General features: G+C 39.8%; 14 protein-coding genes and 1 pseudogene. 1 reads left to right on the top strand and 14 read right to left on the bottom strand.

Features of this window, described 5'->3' with window-relative positions; all coding sequences use genetic code 11:
• Nucleotides 1-63: 63 nt before the first annotated feature.
• The 7 genes from cysE to AC25JC_RS00885 form a co-directional block, all read right to left on the bottom strand.
• Nucleotides 64-873, bottom strand: a complete 810-nt coding sequence (gene cysE / locus AC25JC_RS00915) for a serine O-acetyltransferase (protein ID WP_180123610.1) — start codon at nt 871-873, stop codon at nt 64-66.
• Complete coding sequence (locus AC25JC_RS00910; protein WP_486923281.1) at nt 866-1,708, bottom strand: RNA methyltransferase; 843 nt, start codon at nt 1,706-1,708, stop codon at nt 866-868. Before AC25JC_RS00910 ends, cysE begins: the two co-directional genes overlap by 8 nt.
• A 51-nt stretch (nt 1,709-1,759) precedes the next feature.
• Nucleotides 1,760-5,332 carry a DNA polymerase III subunit alpha gene (gene dnaE, locus AC25JC_RS00905; RefSeq protein WP_180084291.1) on the bottom strand — a complete coding sequence of 1,191 codons (3,573 nt, stop codon included), beginning with the start codon at nt 5,330-5,332 and terminating at the stop codon, nt 1,760-1,762.
• 129 nt (nt 5,333-5,461) lie between these two features.
• Nucleotides 5,462-6,157, bottom strand: a complete 696-nt coding sequence (locus tag AC25JC_RS00900) for a hypothetical protein (protein ID WP_486923280.1) — start codon at nt 6,155-6,157, stop codon at nt 5,462-5,464.
• Between the two features lie 172 nt (nt 6,158-6,329).
• Nucleotides 6,330-7,025, bottom strand: coding sequence for a methionine ABC transporter permease (locus AC25JC_RS00895; protein ID WP_078188742.1), 696 nt, complete (start codon nt 7,023-7,025; stop codon nt 6,330-6,332).
• Nucleotides 7,022-8,047, bottom strand: a complete 1,026-nt coding sequence (locus tag AC25JC_RS00890) for a methionine ABC transporter ATP-binding protein (RefSeq protein ID WP_180084292.1) — start codon at nt 8,045-8,047, stop codon at nt 7,022-7,024. Before AC25JC_RS00890 ends, AC25JC_RS00895 begins: the two co-directional genes overlap by 4 nt.
• Nucleotides 8,048-8,122: 75 nt before the next feature.
• Nucleotides 8,123-8,995 carry a MetQ/NlpA family ABC transporter substrate-binding protein gene (locus AC25JC_RS00885; protein ID WP_180084293.1) on the bottom strand — a complete coding sequence of 291 codons (873 nt, stop codon included), beginning with the start codon at nt 8,993-8,995 and terminating at the stop codon, nt 8,123-8,125.
• A 656-nt stretch (nt 8,996-9,651) separates the two neighbouring features.
• On the opposite strand from AC25JC_RS00885, the pseudogene AC25JC_RS00880 reads away from it, so the two are divergent.
• Nucleotides 9,652-9,971, top strand: a pseudogene (locus tag AC25JC_RS00880) (pyrimidine/purine nucleoside phosphorylase).
• A 239-nt stretch (nt 9,972-10,210) separates the two neighbouring features.
• Here AC25JC_RS00880 and AC25JC_RS00875 read toward each other — a convergent pair.
• The 7 genes from AC25JC_RS00875 to prmA all read right to left on the bottom strand — a co-directional run bounded on the left by AC25JC_RS00875 (nt 10,211) and on the right by prmA (nt 16,925).
• Nucleotides 10,211-10,768 carry a GNAT family N-acetyltransferase gene (locus AC25JC_RS00875; RefSeq protein ID WP_249706413.1) on the bottom strand — a complete coding sequence of 186 codons (558 nt, stop codon included), beginning with the start codon at nt 10,766-10,768 and terminating at the stop codon, nt 10,211-10,213.
• A 17-nt stretch (nt 10,769-10,785) separates the two neighbouring features.
• A complete protein-coding gene (locus AC25JC_RS00870; RefSeq protein WP_249706411.1) occupies nt 10,786-11,289 on the bottom strand; it encodes a hypothetical protein in 504 nt (167 codons plus the stop codon).
• An 82-nt stretch (nt 11,290-11,371) separates the two neighbouring features.
• Nucleotides 11,372-12,655, bottom strand: coding sequence for a phosphoribosylamine--glycine ligase (gene purD, locus AC25JC_RS00865; protein WP_486923279.1), 1,284 nt, complete (start codon nt 12,653-12,655; stop codon nt 11,372-11,374).
• Between the two features lie 132 nt (nt 12,656-12,787).
• Entirely contained in the window at nt 12,788-14,362 is a 1,575-nt protein-coding gene (gene purH, locus AC25JC_RS00860; RefSeq protein WP_486923278.1) for a bifunctional phosphoribosylaminoimidazolecarboxamide formyltransferase/IMP cyclohydrolase, read from the bottom strand.
• 95 nt (nt 14,363-14,457) lie between these two features.
• Nucleotides 14,458-14,727 (bottom strand): DNA-binding transcriptional regulator Fis, encoded by a 270-nt coding sequence (fis, locus tag AC25JC_RS00855; RefSeq protein WP_001086304.1) that lies wholly within the window; start codon nt 14,725-14,727, stop codon nt 14,458-14,460.
• A gap of 392 nt (nt 14,728-15,119) precedes the next feature.
• On the bottom strand, nt 15,120-16,004 hold the full coding sequence (locus AC25JC_RS00850; protein ID WP_180048907.1) for a DUF3426 domain-containing protein: 885 nt from the start codon (nt 16,002-16,004) through the stop codon (nt 15,120-15,122).
• An 18-nt stretch (nt 16,005-16,022) separates the two neighbouring features.
• A complete protein-coding gene (gene prmA, locus AC25JC_RS00845; RefSeq protein ID WP_180021694.1) occupies nt 16,023-16,925 on the bottom strand; it encodes a 50S ribosomal protein L11 methyltransferase in 903 nt (300 codons plus the stop codon).
• Between the last annotated feature and the right edge of the window lie 104 nt (nt 16,926-17,029).

The following is a 17,029-nucleotide window of genomic DNA, read 5'->3' as shown; positions in this document are numbered from 1 at the left end:
GTCAGTCTAAAAAAACTCTGAACAACATGCAAGTTAAAGGCAATTTATTCTGATTGCTTTTGGTTAAGCTTTAGATTGACTACTTTGAGCTTCGCATTCGCGGCGCACATCTTCAATGATTTTAAGTTCTTCCTGACTAAAAGGTTGTTCATTAAGCTGTTGCTTTTTGAACGTTGGGTCAAGGAGAGACAAACGCTGACACAAATTATTCATACGTTTTTCATTGTGCTGAATACGATCTAACAATACACGCATACCTTCTAACATTGGGTCAGTTTGGTCTTGTGTTGCAGCATACGGTTGGAAACCAATACTTTCTGCATAATCGCGACGACGGGTTTCCGCTTCATCTTTTGGTCTATCTTTGGTGATAAAGCGTGCTGGATTGCCCACAGCAGTAGTATTTGCAGGAACTTCTTTAGTCACGACGGCATTTGAACCGACTTTGGCATTTTTACCCACCGTAAATGGGCCCAAGATCTTTGCACCAGCGCCAACCACTACACCATCTTCCAAAGTTGGGTGACGTTTGCCTTTGTTCCAAGTCGTGCCACCTAAGGTCACACCATGGTAGAGGGTGACATCATCACCAATTTCAGCTGTTTCACCAATCACCACACCCATACCATGGTCAATGAAGAAACGACGACCGATTTTCGCACCCGGATGAATCTCAATGCCTGTGGCAAAGCGGCTAAAAGAAGACAATAGACGAGCTGAGCCTTTACACTCTTTTTTCCAAAGTTCATGTGCCATACGATGCATGATTAAGGCATGAATTCCTGGATAAGTCGTTAAGACTTCGAGCGTATTTCGTGCAGCAGGATCGCGCGCGAATACAGCCTGTATATCTTCTTTGAGCTGCTTAAGCATTAGATTGATCCTCATTGTCTGTAGATTTTTTCCATGTTCCGTTATTTAAAGCCTGTACTCGGCTAAAGATGCCACGTAATAAGTGGTATTCCATACGATCTAATTGTATACGTCCAAATAGGCGACGCAAGCGTAAAGGTAATAATCTTGGATTTTTTGGATCCATAAATTCAATCTCTGCCAGCATTTTTTCAATATGCGGGTAGAACTGTTCCATCATTTCATGGGTCACCAAAGGTTCATCCCATTCCATATCGATGTCATCGGTAACATGCATATTGGCATCAGGATTTGCAGTTAACTCAGTATGTGCAAGGGCGGCCATGCGCATTTCATAGCAAATGACTTGAATCGCTTGGGCAACGTTTAAGACGCCATATTCAGTATTCACTGGAATAGTGACATGGTAGTTGGCCATTGCCAATTCTTCATTGGTCAAACCACGGTCTTCACGGCCAAATACTACGGCAATTTCTTGTTGTTGTTCGCAGACCGCTTTGAGAGACATTTCGGCAGCAGGGCGAGCGTCAAGTAATGGCCATGGGATGGTACGACTACGCGCACTAGTACCAAAGACAATATGACAATCTTTAATGGCATCTTCTAGTGATTCAACGATATCAATTTGATCAATTAAATCGACAGCACCGGCAGCTAAGGCATTAATGTCCGGATGCGGGTAAGTCTTCGGTGCAACTAAGACTAACTTTGAAAGTCCCATGGTTTTCATGGCACGTAATGCACTACCAATATTTGCGGGTAATGTTGTGTTCACCATGACAATACGCACATGGGAGAGATGTGCTGAAACCGCAGCATTGTCAGTTTGATTCATGATATTTCCAATATGTTTATTTAAAAAAGCAGTTCAAACAGCGTTTAAACTTTAAGAAAATTGATTGGCTTCTGCTTGGTATAAATCCATGGCATCATCCATGCTCATCCCATCTGGCGGTGGCGGAACCTGCGCAGGAATAGAGGCTTGTTCATAACTTACCGCTTTGGCAGCTTTGGATTTGACATGATATTCGACATGCAAAGATTCTTTACCGAAGTAGTCACGCAGCTTAGACAGTAATTCATCTAGTGGGGCAACTTTCCAGTTTAAGCCCAAATGAATGTCAGCCGTCGCATATGGATAGTCAATATATAACTGCACAGGGATATGCGTACACATATCGACATTGCAAAAAGGCAGTAAAATATTTTGGATGTCGCGTGATAGCGTTTTACTAAAATGTTCAGGTGTTAATTTAATTTGAATGGCATTGGCACGTTTTTGACGGATTTCATTCAAACTGAAGGCTTTAGTTAAGCGACCCATTGGCCGATCAAAACCTTCACGTTCGTAAATTTCACCTTCAATGACCACCACTTTTTCGTTTTGAATCACATCTTTGAAGCGGTTAAAACGTTCGTGATTCGCAGACACTTCTATACGTGCAGTACCATCATCGAGCGTCACCATCATGCGGTTCGGGAAGTTGGCAATATCGACGACTAGGCCTGCAAATACTGTAGTGACACCACGTCGTGTAGGCGTAAGCTCATTAATGCGCTGTGAAATAAAGGCTTTTAGCTCTGATCGATACACATCGATCGGATGACCTGTTAGATAAAGCCCAAGAGTATCTTTTTCACCTTTAAGACGAACTTCATCTGACCACGGTTTAACAGGTTTAGAAGGTTTACGTTGAACTTCTTCAACTTCACCAAATAAATCCATCATCCCTGTTTCGCGGTTTGTACGGGCTTGGTCAGCCGCTTGTACAGCTTCTGGCAATTGCGCCATCAAGTCAGCGCGTTCTAATCCTAAACAATCCAATGCGCCACCACGAATCAATGCTTCAAGCGTGCGCTTATTGATTTTTTTTAGGTCAATACGATGACAGAAGTCAAACAAATCTTTATATGGGCCATCTTGGATACGTGAGTCAATCACAGACTGCATGGCAGCTTCACCGACACCCTTGATCGCACCTAAACCATATACGATGGTTTTTGGATCGCTGGCATGGAAATTATATAAAGACATATTGACCGAAGGTGGCAAGACTTCAAGACCATTAATACGACAGTCATCGATCAAGAACACCACGTTATCGGTATTCTGCATTTCCGAGGTCATCACTGCTGACATAAATTCAGCAGGGAAATGTGCTTTTAACCAAGCGGTTTGATATGCAACAAGGGCGTAGGCTGCGGCATGGGATTTGTTAAAACCATAGCCTGCGAATTTTTCCATATAATCGAAGATATGGTTGGCCGTATCTGCATCAATACCTTTGGTTGCAGCACCTTCAGTAAAGATCTGACGGTGCTTAATCATTTCTTCGACTTTCTTTTTACCCATGGCACGACGAAGTAAATCCGCGCCACCCAAGCTATAGCCAGCACAGAACTGCGCTGCCTGCATTACCTGTTCCTGATACACCATAATGCCGTATGTCGGTTCAAGGACACTTTCTAGTAATGGATGTAAGTATTCAAACTCGCCACCATGCATACGGTAAATAAAGTCAGGAATCAGATCCATCGGGCCTGGACGATATAAAGACACGAAAGCAATAATTTCTTCGAACTTACTTGGACGTGCCTCTTTCAGCATTTTTTTCATGCCGACGGATTCAAACTGGAAGACCGCTGTGGTATTTGCATCTGCGAACACAGCATAGGCAGGTTTGTCATCCAAAGGAATCAAGGAAATGTCGACAGGTGTAGTGATATCTGGACGGGCATTAATGTGCTTAATGGCATCTTCAATTACCGTTAAGTTACGTAAGCCCAAGAAGTCGAATTTAACTAGACCTGCAGCTTCCACATCGTCTTTATCGAATTGGGCTACACGGTTAGTTCCATCTGCATCACATAGGACAGCCGAATAGTCAGTTAACTTAGTTGGTGCAATAACCACACCACCGGCATGTTTACCTGTGTTACGGGTAATGCCTTCAAGTTTGAGTGCCATTTCCCAAATTTCGGCTGCATCGTCGTTATCTGGGTTAGATGGATTAGTGACAATGTCTTTGAGTTGTGGTTCGGCCTCAATGGATTCTTCCAAACTTAAACCTAAAGGCTTGGTCGGAATCATTTTAGAAATACGGTCAGCCAAACCATAAGATTTACCCAAGACACGGGCTACGTCACGAATTGCACCTTTTGCCGCCATGGTACCGAAAGTTGCAATCTGAGAGACCGCATCTCGACCATAAGTGCGTGCAACATAGTCAATAACACGGTCACGACCTGCAATACAGAAATCGACGTCAAAGTCGGGCATTGATACACGTTCAGGGTTTAAGAAACGTTCGAACAGTAGGTCATAACGCAGTGGGTCTAGGTCAGTAATTTTTAAACTATAGGCAACCAAGGAACCTGCACCCGAACCACGGCCTGGACCAACAGGGACGCCATTACCTTTAGACCATTGAATAAAGTCCATGACAATCAGGAAGTAACCTGGGAATTGCATGGTCAGGATGATCCCGACTTCATAAGCCAAACGTTCATCATAAGGCTTACGAATTTCTGGCCAGTCGTCACCACGTTGTTCGACAGGGTACAAATGCGCTAAACGTTCTTCTAAACCTTCTTTCGATAAATGTTCAAAATAGGTGTCAATTGTATGGCCTTCAGGAATTGGATAATCGGGAAGGTCATGGAAGCCTAAACGTAATGACACATTACAGCGTCGCGCAATGTGATAGGTATTTTCTATAGCCGTTGGAATGTCTGCAAACAGCTCCGTCATTTCCTCAGCAGTTTTAAAATACTGTTCAGGACTGTAATTTTTAGGGCGACGATTGTCACCGAGGACATAGCCATCGGCAATACAAACGCGTGCTTCATGTGCCTCGAAATCTTCTTTACGTATAAAATGCACATCGTTATGAGCAACCACACCAATGTTAAATTTCTTCGCAAGTTTTACTGCTTCGTGAATAAAGTCTTCTTCACCCGAGCGCTCAGTTCGTGTAATCGCTAGATAAACACGATTGCCAAATTTTTCGACCCATTCAGCTAACAGGGGTTCAGCTTTTTGCGGGTTAGAAGAGCAAAGCATTTTGCCGACATCACTTTGCATACCCAGTAAAACAATCAAGTCTTGGTGTTGATTTAAAATCCAATCTTTTTTTACGCAAGGAATATCAAGCTGTTGACCTGAAATATAACCTTCAGAAACCAACTCTGTTAGACTGCGCCAACCTTTATTGGTCATCGCTAGAAGAGTAGCTTTGTGTTCAGCATCATTCAAACGAATGGTTGAACCAAATATGGGTTTAATGCCTTTATCTAAGCACTTTTTATAGAATTTTACAGCAGCATGTAGATTTGAAAGGTCAGTAATGGCCAGAGCGGGCATTTCATCTGCAGCTGCAGCTTTTACAAGATCAGGTATACGTACAATAGATTCAGTAATGGAAAATTCTGTAAAAATACCAAGATGTACAAAGTGCATAGATGAGTCCCTGCGAAAACAGCTGATGATTTTAGCATGCTCTGAGATCAAACTTGCGTTTATTGCATGGCTTTATGCAGATTTATAAATTCACTGTTTAAGCAATAAACGCTGTATGACAAGCACCATTTAGCAAGCAATACCTTGATTCACTGAAAAGGCAGGTAATTTGCCATTTTTAAAGTTGAAGGCTAGATTGCCAATATAGGGTAAATCATAGTTATGCGGCTCTTTCAGTACGGATTTTGCATGAGTCGGTGAGAGTAAAATCACATATGCAACTTCATTTGGATTGGCTAATTTTGCACTTTTGGGAAAGTCTTTTACAAATTGTTGATAGTTATATTGGCTTGTCAGATGTTTTGACCCAATTTGAATTTTATCGCGTATTTGAGTGGATTTATGCCATTCCATCCAAACATCCCCTTTGGTCTGTCCAAGTTGGGCGAAGCTGCTTTTATTTTTATAGAATGAATCATTCTTAACTTGAGGATTGTCCTCTGCATAAATTTCAAATTTTAGAAATTTACCTTTTGATGTGACATGAAATTCAGTATTGCCGGTACATTCTGAATATTCATATTTAAGCTTTACTGGATTTTTGCTGATTAATGCATTTGCTTTTGATGCAGGCAAGGGTAAGGCTAAGTCAACATCATTTACCTTAATACTAGTGACATAGTCATAATCAGCAATGGATGCAGATGCTGCTGAAGTGATCAATATCTCAGTTGTGAAAAAAGTTAAGCGGAAAATTTGTGCTGGCAGTGTAGTTTCCATGGGGAATATAAAATCCTGTTCTTTTGATGTTTTGTCGTAATTCAAGTTTTTGGAAACGTAATATTGAAGGTTATATTTTAAATTTTATGGTGTTGCTAATTTGCCGTCAAAGTAATTTAGGGTCAAAGAAATCTTGGTTTTAGTTCTGCATTAAAAACTAAATTTTAAACACTAAAAAGCCCTCCGAGGAGAGCTTAAATATATGAATTATGCAGGCTTAGCGCAGTTTTGATAACCAGTCCCCCAGACTTTGAACAATTTGTACTAAAATCAACAATACAATGACGGTCATGATGACCACGCTACTATCAAAACGTTGATAACCATAAGAAATGGCAAGATCACCGATACCGCCTGCACCTACTGCACCCGCCATGGCTGTTGCACCAATTAAGCTAATGGTTGCAGTCGTTAAGTTTAAAATTAAAGAGCTACGAGACTCTGGTAGGACAAATTTAGTAATGATTTGCAGCGGAGATGCACCCATCGCTTGAGCAGACTCAATGATGCCGTCATTCACTTCAAGCAACGAAGTTTCAATCAAACGACCAATGTAAGGACCAACATAGATTGTGAGAGGAACAATTGCAGCCCAAGTACCAATTGAAGTACCCACAATGACTTTGGTCAAAGGGATGACCGCAATCAGGAGGATAATAAATGGCAATGAACGCAGCGCATTCACAATCGGGTTCAAACCATGGTAGATGACACGGTTAGGCAAAATGCCTTGTGGACGTGAGACATATAAAATCACGGCCTGGATAAAACCCCAAATACAGCCAAAGAGCATGGCAAAGAACACCATGTGAAAAGTTTCTTGTAGGGCAGTGACGAACTGATCCATAGACAAAGAACTTTTCCAAAAGGGTGCTGTAATTTGAGTCAGCCATTGAACAATTAAATCTCTCATTGCTGAACTCCTGCTTGAGTGACTTCAACGCCATGTTGTTCTAAGAACGCCACCGCTTGTTGAATCAATGCTGCATCACCTAATAGCTGAACGAACATTTGTCCAATCACCGCACCATTAATTTCAGTCATATTGGCAAACAAAATATTCAGGCTAATATCAAACTGTTTAATTACCGCTTGAATGACGGTTTCCTGTGCCGAACTGCCCAGAAATTTTAAACAATAAATACTGTTATGGTTTTGATTTTCTAGATTATTTAAAATATTAACAGGAAGCTGTTGCTGCAATACAGTTTGAATAAAGTTTTTGGTTGTATTGTGTTTTGGCTGACTAAAAATCTCTAAGGTTGAGCCGTGTTCGATGATTTTCCCTTGTTCCATCACCGCAACATAATCACAAACAGATTCAATCACATCCATTTCATGGGTGACCATCACAATAGTAATGCCTTGTTCTTGATTGATTTTCTTTAATAACGCCAATACCGATTTGGTAGTTTGCGGATCGAGAGCTGATGTTGCTTCATCACACAGTAAAATTTTAGGATGATTGGCAAGCGCACGGGCAATCCCGACACGTTGTTTTTGACCACCAGAGAGCTCATCTGGATAGGCATTTTTCTTATGTTTTAAGTCAATAAATTCGAGCAACTCTTCTAAACGTTTATGGCGTTCAGCTTTAGAAACACCTAAAAGTTTAAGCGGCATTTCAATATTTTCTGCAACAGTTTTGGTTTGCAGTAAATTGAAGTGCTGGAAGATCATGCCAATATTGGTTCTTTCTTGACGTAGCTCTGCCGAATTTAAAGCAGTAAAGTCTTTATCATGAATAATAATTTGCCCTTCACTAGGACGTTCTAGCAAATTAATTAAACGGATTAAGGTACTTTTGCCTGCACCACTGTAGCCAATTAGACCGAAAATACAGCCATCTGGAATGTCCAGATTAATCTGATCCAGTGCTGTAACGGTTTGGCCTTTTAGCTCAAAATGCTTGGAGATATTTTTAAATTGGATCATAGCGTCAAAAAAGGGTTCAAAAATGAAAAAACAGGCAAAGTAAACTTTGCCTGTTTATTTGAAGAAATTATATTACTATTTTGCTTCAGTGAGGTAGCTAGTTGGTTTGTTTACATCAATTTTAGTACCACCAAAATGTTCATCGATGTAAGCTTTAACTGCTGGAGTGTGATAAAGCGCGCCTACTTTTTGTAGAACTGGGTCATTTTGACGGTCAGCAGCAACAGCAAGAATGTTCACGTTCATTTTTGTACTTTGGTCGATTGGCTCATAGTAAACCGCATCTTTCAGTACGTTTAAACCACCTTCCATCGCAAGGGTATTACCCAAAACAATCGCATCAACTTCGTCTTTAACACGAACCGCAGTCGCCATTTGAATTGGTTTGATTACGATTTTCTTCGCATTTTCAGTTACGTCAGCAGGTGTACCTTTTACATCGTCAAAATCAGCTTTAAGTTTGATTAAGCCAGCAGATTGAAGTAGTAACAATGCACGTGATTCGTTTGCGCCATCATTTGGAATCGCGATTGTTGCACCTGTTTTGAACTCTTCAAGTTTTTTGACTTTGCTTGAATAGATACCCATTGGCTCTAAATAAGTAGTCGAAAGCGGTGCGATTTTATCTTTATTGTTGTCATTAAACGCAACCATATAGGCATATGACTGGAATGCATTAACATCAATTTCTTTGTTCGCTACAGCAGTGTTCATAGACACATAGTCAGTAAAGTTTTTCACTTCAAGTTTAATGCCAGCTTCTTTGGTTTCAGGAAGCGTAGCAATATAGCGCCAAATATCAGCATCTGAACCAGTCGAAGCCATGGTAACAGTTTGCACTTCTGTAGTGTCTTTTTGTTGTGCGGCGTCAGTTGCAGGAGCTTCTTGTTTACCACAGCCTGAAAGGCCAACAGATAAACCGAGAACTAATCCTAGGAGCTTTTTCATATATTCACCCGAGTAAATTTATAAAATTAATAAATTCACAAATCATATTATGGAGAGATTTACTTAAGTCTTTTATCAGACAGGCTGATAGATGCTTAATAATTTAAAATGCTACACAGACTTATACAATTAGATCTGAGTCTATTTCCAAATGGGAAAAGATAGCCATTGCAAGCTGCTGTAAACAAAAGATTTAATAAAGCAAATCTCTATATTTCGCTAGGCATCATATCAATTTTTTATTATTCAATATAGTGATTTAAAAAGTTATGCTTAGCACCAAAATTGTATATGGAATATGTTTAATTAAATAATTTAATAAGTAAAAACAATATATTATTTATAATTAAACTATTTCAGTACATCATATATATAAGTTTAGGTCTATATAACAAATTTTAAAATGTATTGCTGAAAAAATGATAAAAATGAAATAAGTCCTGTCATACACAAAATTTGTAACATTCATATGTGAAAATAACGAAGTGCTCCAATCTAATCTGCATTGAAATCTTTATTGATACATTTACAGTTCAACTCTGATTCATGGTTTTTCAAAATCTTAGATCTAAATCTGAGGAAGATTGAATCCGCTACATTGTTTAATATAAGCTGCTTTATAATTGATCATAATAAATTGCTATGTGCGGCACGCTATGTTAAATCAGTTTGATTTCGTCTCAATTGTAAAAAGCCTACAGTACATTATGGCGGTAGATCGGTGAGCCATGTTTTAAAAGTGGAAGATGGTAGCCAAAAAACCATTGGTGTATTTTTGTCATCAGAATAACCTATAACGTTTGAGCTGCATGTGAAAGAACGTGTTGAAATCACATCGGGGCAGTGTGTTGTGCAAATTGGGGAGCAGGGAGAGTTTGTAGAATATATGTCTGGCGAAAGCTTTATTGTTCCTCAAGATTCAATTTTAAAAGTGCAATATACCGATGTTGTCGATTATGTATGCCATTTTGATTAAGCATGCTTAGACAGGTTTGCAGTTGCTTCAGCTTACACCTCAAGATGTTTTAATTGCCAGTGATCGATATTGATATTTTTTCTTAACCCCGCACTTAGCGGGGGGTATATGATTCAATGAATGATTTAGCTTTCTTATGCGAAATGCTGCAGTAACTAAAATTAAGCTTTTTAACATCATCTATAGCCACTGTTTGGCAGAGTTAATGTACTTTAGTTTTGCCGTGAATAATTATTGAATTAGCAAAATGGAATGTGCAAGTAATCACTACGCTGTATTTCATAAAGCACGTGACGGTTTAGTGGGTGTGCAGCTGGTACACGTGGATGATTAAATTCACGGACTTTTTGCATACCAATTTTTTGCATAACATGTTCGGATGGTTTATTTAGACACGCTGTAAATGAAATGACTTTCTCAAGTCTTAGATTTCGAAAAGCATGTTTGAGAACTGCTTTCGCACCTTCGGTGGCATAGCCTTGATGCCAATATTGCGGCAGTAAGCGCCAACCAAGTTCAGGGGCATCAGCTATTTCGAACTCGGGTGGATGTACGTGTAAGCCGATAAAGCCAATAAATTCGCCTGTGGCTTTAAGCTCGACTGCATATAAACCCCAACCGCGTGTTTCGATTGCATCTTTTAAGCGTTTCATGAATACGGTGGCTTCATTAGCATAAAGTTTGTTAGGGAAATAGCGCATGACGTTGTCATTTGCACACATTTGGATAAATGGGGCAGTGTCGGAGTCTTGCCATTGGCGGAGGATAAGGCGAGGGGTTCTAATAGTCTGTGTCATAAAATAATGTTTCAGTATTAATTGCTTATATCATTTTGCTGGATAATATTTGACGCTGAAATAACCCACCTGTTGAGGAAGGTACAAAGTTCTAAATATATGCGCTGAATTGACTCATCATTGGTTTTACATTGGATTAAATCATCATAAATAATGATATGGGAGTATAAAGAGCCTTCTTGTATGTAATTACCTACTTCATGGAGATATTCTGAAAGAAAAATTAAATTGTGAAGATGGTATTCGTATTGATGATCAAAAGTTATAGGCAACTTCTTTTGGATATATTCTTCTAAAATGGAAAAAGCGATATTTTCTGTATTGATATTTAATAATTGGGGATTAAGTTCAATAAAATATTTCTCAATTTTATCTGCTGATTCCATAAAGCAGAAATTAAGTGCAAACTCGTTATGGATGTCTTTTGAGATCGTAGCTTCAGTCCAATCTTGAATGTCTTTTGCTGTACAAAGTTCCACAATCAATTTGAGTTTTAGAGGAAATTTTTCCTCATCATTCATATTTTTTTATTTAAATAATAACAATTGATTTCATTTTGGCATAAAAAACCCACCTAAGTGGGTTTTTGGAACTTAATTTAAATTAAGCATTTTCACGAGCAATTGCACGGTAACCAATATCTTTACGGTATTGAACGCCGTCAAACGTTACTTTTTGGCAAAGCTCTAAAGCTTTCGCTTGCGCTTCGCCAATGGTGTTACCAAGCGCAGTCACACAAAGTACACGACCGCCAGCAGTTACAATTTCACCATTTTCAAGTGCTTTAGTACCAGCATGGAACACTTTCGCATCCGCCATTTCAGTGTCTAAACCTGAAATTAAATCACCATTGCTAGAAGTTTCAGGGTAGCCCTTAGATGCAAGCACGATGCCTACAGTTTTGCGCTCATCCCATTCAGCTTCCGCAGGTAAGTTACCCGCAATCCCAGCTTCAACTAAATCAACCAAAGATGATTTTAAACGCATCATGATTGGCTGAGTTTCAGGGTCACCAAAACGACAGTTGAACTCGATCACTTTAGGTTGACCTTGTTCGTCAATCATTAAGCCTGCGTATAAGAAACCTGTATAAACATGACCGTCTTTTTTCATACCTTCAACGGTAGGACGCATCACTTCATTCATGGTTTTTTCAAATACGTCAGCAGTCACAACAGGCGCAGGAGAGTAAGCACCCATACCACCCGTGTTTGGACCTTGGTCGCCTTCAAAGATACGCTTGTGATCTTGAGACGTTGCCATTGGCAAAATGTTGTCGCCATCAATCATACAAATGAAAGATGCTTCTTCACCTGCAAGAAATTCTTCGATTACTACACGTGAGCCAGCATCGCCAAATTTGTTGCCTGCAAGCATATCATCAATCGCATCAAATGCTTCTTGATTGGTCATGGCAACAATTACGCCTTTACCCGCAGCAAGACCATCTGCCTTGATTACGATTGGTGCACCATTTTTTTCAACAAATGCTTTCGCTGCATCTACTTCTGTAAATACATCATAAAAAGCAGTTGGAATGTTGTGGCGTTTTAAGAAATGCTTCGCAAAAGCTTTAGAGCCTTCAAGCTGCGCAGCAAACTTCGTTGGACCCCAAATTTTTACACCCGCTTCACGGCAAGCATCCACAACACCATTTACAAGCGGTGCTTCAGGGCCAACCACGATTAAATCCACCGCATTGTTTTTAGCAAAGTCGATAATCGCAGCGTTGTCTAAAATATTTAAGGAAACATTTTCGCATTTATTTTCAGTTGCAGAACCCGCATTACCCGGTGCTACAAATACTTTTGCGACTTTGTCATCTTGTGCGATTTTCCATGCAAGCGCATGTTCACGACCGCCATTACCCAAAACTAAAATATTCATCGGTTCATACTCCATGAATCGAAAATGACATAAAGTCCTCAACCTGAAAGCAGGAGAGGACTTTATGCAAGATTATAAATCTAGTGTATTAAGCAAAAAACTGTGCTTAATTGTCATGATCACGTTGCCAACTTAGTGACGGAAATGACGCATGCCAGTGAAGACCATTGCAATACCCGCTTCATCAGCTGCAGCAATTGTTTCTTCATCACGCATAGAACCACCCGGTTGGATAATGCATTTGATGCCCGCTTTTGCAGCGTTATCAATGCCATCACGGAATGGGAAGAATGCGTCAGATGCCATTACCGCACCTTCAACCACTAAACCAGCATGTTCAGCTTTAATTGCTGCAATACGAGCAGAGTTAACGCGGCTCATTTGACCTGCGCCCACACCAATGGTTTGACGACCTTTTGCATAAACAATCGCGTTAGACTTAACGTATTTCGCAACTTTCCAAGCAAAGATTAAGTCATCAATTTCTGCTTCAGTTGGCGCACGTTTAGTCACAACTTTAAGGTCATCTTTCGTGATCATGCCTAAGTCTTGGTCTTGAACCAACAAACCGCCATTTACACGTTTGTAATCTAACTGAGCTTTACGTTCTGTAATTGCAGGAAGCTCACCACATACTAATACACGTACGTTTTTCTTCGCGCCAGTTACTTCTAGCACGCCTTCAGCAACGCTTGGAGCAATGATCACTTCAACAAATTGACGGTCAACAATTGCTTGGGCAGTTGCAACGTCTAATTCACGGTTGAATGCAATGATGCCGCCGAATGCAGATTCAGGATCTGTTGCGTATGCAAGGTCATAAGCCGCTTGGATGCCGTCTAAAGATACTGCTACGCCACATGGGTTTGCGTGTTTAACGATTACACAAGCAGGTTTAGCGAATGATTTAACACATTCAAGTGCTGCGTCAGTGTCTGCGATGTTGTTATAAGAGAGTTCTTTACCTTGAAGCTGTTTCGCAGTAGAAACTGATGCTTCAGTCGCTGTGTCTTCTACATAGAAAGCAGCAGATTGATGTGGGTTTTCACCGTAACGAAGATCTTGGACTTTATTTAATTGCGTGTTGAATGTACGTGCAAATTTATCTGCTTGACCTTCTTCCTTACCTACGCGAGCGCCTAAGTAAGATGCAATCATGCCGTCATACTGTGCAGTATGTTCAAATGCTTTAACCGCAAGGTCAAAACGAGTTGCATGTGATAATGCGCCTTCAGCTTTTAACTCTTCAACAACAGTTGCATAGTCAGATGCATTTACTACGATACCTACAGATGCATGGTTTTTCGCAGCAGCACGAACCATAGTCGGACCACCGATGTCGATATTTTCAATCGCATCAGCAAGTGAGCAGTTCGGTTTAGCCACAGTCGCAGCGAAAGGATAAAGGTTAACAACAACTAAATCGATTGCATCGATGTTGTGTTCAGCCATCACAGCTTCGTCTAGACCGCGACGAGCTAAGATACCACCATGAATTTTCGGATGTAGCGTTTTTACACGGCCGTCCATCATCTCTGGGAAACCTGTGTGCTCTGAAACTTCAACTACGGCAACATTATTGTCTTTCAACAATTTGTATGTTCCGCCAGTAGATAAAATTTCTACCCCTAGAGCAGCAAGTTCTTGTGCAAATTCAACAATTCCAGTCTTGTCAGACACAGAGATTAAAGCGCGTTTAATAGTCATGATCTTCGTCACAGTTTTCAAGGAACAGATTAAAACAAAATTAGCAAAATGCAGGTTAAAAAAAATGCCTGCGGAAGCCGCAAGCATTTTATCATTTATTCACTCATTAAACCGTGAGCTTTCAACTTTTTACGTAAAGTACCACGGTTTAAGCCGAGAATCTCAGCAGCGCGGGTTTGATTACCACGTGTATATTCAAGAACTACAGATAGAAGAGGCTTCTCCATTTCCGCCAGCACCATATCGTATACCTGAGATGGTTGCTCGCCTTGCAATTGTGCAAAGTAGTGGCGAACTGCGCGATCTACGTGAATACGAAGAGCGACATCAGATTGTGCAGTAAAAATAGGAGATTTGCTATTCATGCGAATTAATCCGAAAAATCAAATATCACTTGGGTAAAGTGATTTGTTAAAAGTGGTCTATAAACTTGAATGAACTCCGTTTTAGTTCCTAATGCGGAGTTCTAAAACTTGTACATTACTTGTAGCTTGACACAACTCGCGAAATTGTTCGAAAAATAAGCGTAACAATAGATTAATAATTGTTACAGCCTAAAAAACAAACAAAAAATCTACTCAATACGCAATAAATATTAAAGCGCACGGTTGGGATTGTATTTGTTGTGAAAAATTAGCGAGGAGTTTGCAGCACAAAGCTTTCGTGGCGCGTATCATACCATTGTCTAGGAAAAAGTGAGCAAGAAAACTGCATTTTTTTTATGTTTTTTTTACTTTTTTAATAGTTTTTTCCAATATTAGGGGCGAATCAACTCAATTGAATAATTATCGAAGCTTTTGCGTGCAATTGGTAGGCTAAATTGGAATTTAAAAGGACTACTTTTTGGGATCCGTTGGATGCCATGCAGACTTTTGTCCAAATATTCTTCAGGTAAAAGCGTATAGTTTGCTATTTCAGTACCATTTTCTTTTAGTGAAATTTTCATATTGGGTAAGGCAAGGCTACGGTCATGAAAATTGATCATTTCACCAGTAAAACGTGTTTCATTATTTCCAATGCTACGAATTTTGACTTTTTTGGTACTAATTAAACTGTAGTGTTCTTCGAGACGTGAACAATTGAATACATCACAGACCGCAGTAAATGCAGCACCCATCACTGGACTATTTTTTAAATATTGAGGATTGAACCAGAAAAACTGGAATATAAGTGCACCAAATAAGAAGGCATTAATACAGAACCACATAAAATAGTTCAGTGGGGTACGTTTTTTATCCTTTTCAGCCTGTTCTGCCCAATTTACTGCAGGAAGGTTGCCGATTGGTTCGGTGCTGAAATAATTTAAGTTATTTAAATAAGTTTTTAGATCGATATTAGAGTTTTCGACTTTTTGATCAAATAGTTTTAATAAATGGTGGGTTGGTGTTTCTTCAACAGTCACTGGCGTAAGCGTATTATTAAATTCGCTGACATTAATAATAGTATTGGTATTTTTTTGCGGCGCATTTTCTGGCTCAGGGGTAGAAAAAGACAACGCTTTATCTACCACCAAATGAGACAGTGCATTAAAAGATGTAGAGCACTTTGGGCAACAAACCATGCCCTGAGCGACAGTAAGCTGCGGAACAGTTACTTTATATGTTGTAAAACAAGTTGGGCAGTTAGTTAATTTGTCGCTCATAAGTACACATTTTAAATTTTAATACTGTTGGCGTTTACCCGAAATTCGGCACCATGTTTCGTCACGTTTTTCTACGTCTAATATATCAAAAAATTCAGAATAAACACTAGAAACATCAGAAACTTGCTCTTCAATTACACCTGCAAGTGCGAACTCGCCCTCAGATTTAATTAAAGTTGAGAATTCTGCAGCCAAGGCCATTAGAGGGCCTGCAAGAATATTGGCAACAAACACATCGGCTTTTTGTCCAGCGAGTTCTTGGTTGAACTCTTCAGGTAGGCCTACATACAAATTTTCCAGTACACCATTCAATTCGGCATTTTGTTGTGTTGCTAAAACGGCTTGTGGGTCAATATCAGTGGCATAAACTTTTTTTGCACCCAAAAGTAAAGCGGCAACACCTAAAATACCAGAACCACAACCGTAGTCGATTACGATTTTATCCTTTAGATCAACTTTACCTAACCATTGTAGGCATAAGAATGTTGATGCGTGGTTACCAGTACCAAAAGCCAGACCTGGGTCTAGTTTGATGTTTACAGCGTCTGCTTCTGGCGCTTCCATCCATTCTGGTACGATCCAGTATTTTTCACCAATTTGAATAGGCTCGTAAGCATCCATCCATGTGCGTTCCCATTCTTGGTCTTCGATGAATTCGCTACGCATTGGCGCATCAGGAAGTTGAGCTTTAATAAATGTTTCTAATGCAGCAACATCAATTTCTTCATCATCTTCTTGTGCATAGATACCAGTAACGATCACTTTATTCCAAAGTGGTGTTTCACCTGGAAGTGGTTCAAGTAAATCCTGATTTTCTGCATCATCTAGCGTGACACTGACTGCACCTAAAGAACTGAGCAGTGTTTCAGTGTAATCAACTTGAGCTTTTTCAACAGTAATATGAATTTGTAACCACTTCACGGACATAACCTAAATGAGTTTTATAAAAAGCTATTGTAACGGAACTCGGCAACTTGCAGCTAGCGATTATCAAAATTGACAAAAAATAAAAGGATGCACGTGGC

This window comes from Acinetobacter sp. P37, assembly GCF_057480965.1.
Note: the sequence above shows the minus strand (reverse complement) of the source record. Positions and strands in the feature narration are given on the sequence as shown.

Coding starts and splice junctions, on each gene's coding strand:
- cysE (WP_180123610.1), bottom strand. CDS start 873: ATGCTTAAGCAGCTCAAAGAAGATATACAGGCTGTATTCGCGCGCGAT.
- AC25JC_RS00910 (WP_486923281.1), bottom strand. CDS start 1,708: ATGAATCAAACTGACAATGCTGCGGTTTCAGCACATCTCTCCCATGTG.
- dnaE (WP_180084291.1), bottom strand. CDS start 5,332: ATGCACTTTGTACATCTTGGTATTTTTACAGAATTTTCCATTACTGAA.
- AC25JC_RS00895 (WP_078188742.1), bottom strand. CDS start 7,025: ATGAGAGATTTAATTGTTCAATGGCTGACTCAAATTACAGCACCCTTT.
- AC25JC_RS00890 (WP_180084292.1), bottom strand. CDS start 8,047: ATGATCCAATTTAAAAATATCTCCAAGCATTTTGAGCTAAAAGGCCAA.
- AC25JC_RS00885 (WP_180084293.1), bottom strand. CDS start 8,995: ATGAAAAAGCTCCTAGGATTAGTTCTCGGTTTATCTGTTGGCCTTTCA.
- AC25JC_RS00875 (WP_249706413.1), bottom strand. CDS start 10,768: ATGACACAGACTATTAGAACCCCTCGCCTTATCCTCCGCCAATGGCAA.
- AC25JC_RS00870 (WP_249706411.1), bottom strand. CDS start 11,289: ATGAATGATGAGGAAAAATTTCCTCTAAAACTCAAATTGATTGTGGAA.
- purD (WP_486923279.1), bottom strand. CDS start 12,655: ATGAATATTTTAGTTTTGGGTAATGGCGGTCGTGAACATGCGCTTGCA.
- purH (WP_486923278.1), bottom strand. CDS start 14,362: ATGACTATTAAACGCGCTTTAATCTCTGTGTCTGACAAGACTGGAATT.
- fis (WP_001086304.1), bottom strand. CDS start 14,727: ATGAATAGCAAATCTCCTATTTTTACTGCACAATCTGATGTCGCTCTT.
- AC25JC_RS00850 (WP_180048907.1), bottom strand. CDS start 16,004: ATGAGCGACAAATTAACTAACTGCCCAACTTGTTTTACAACATATAAA.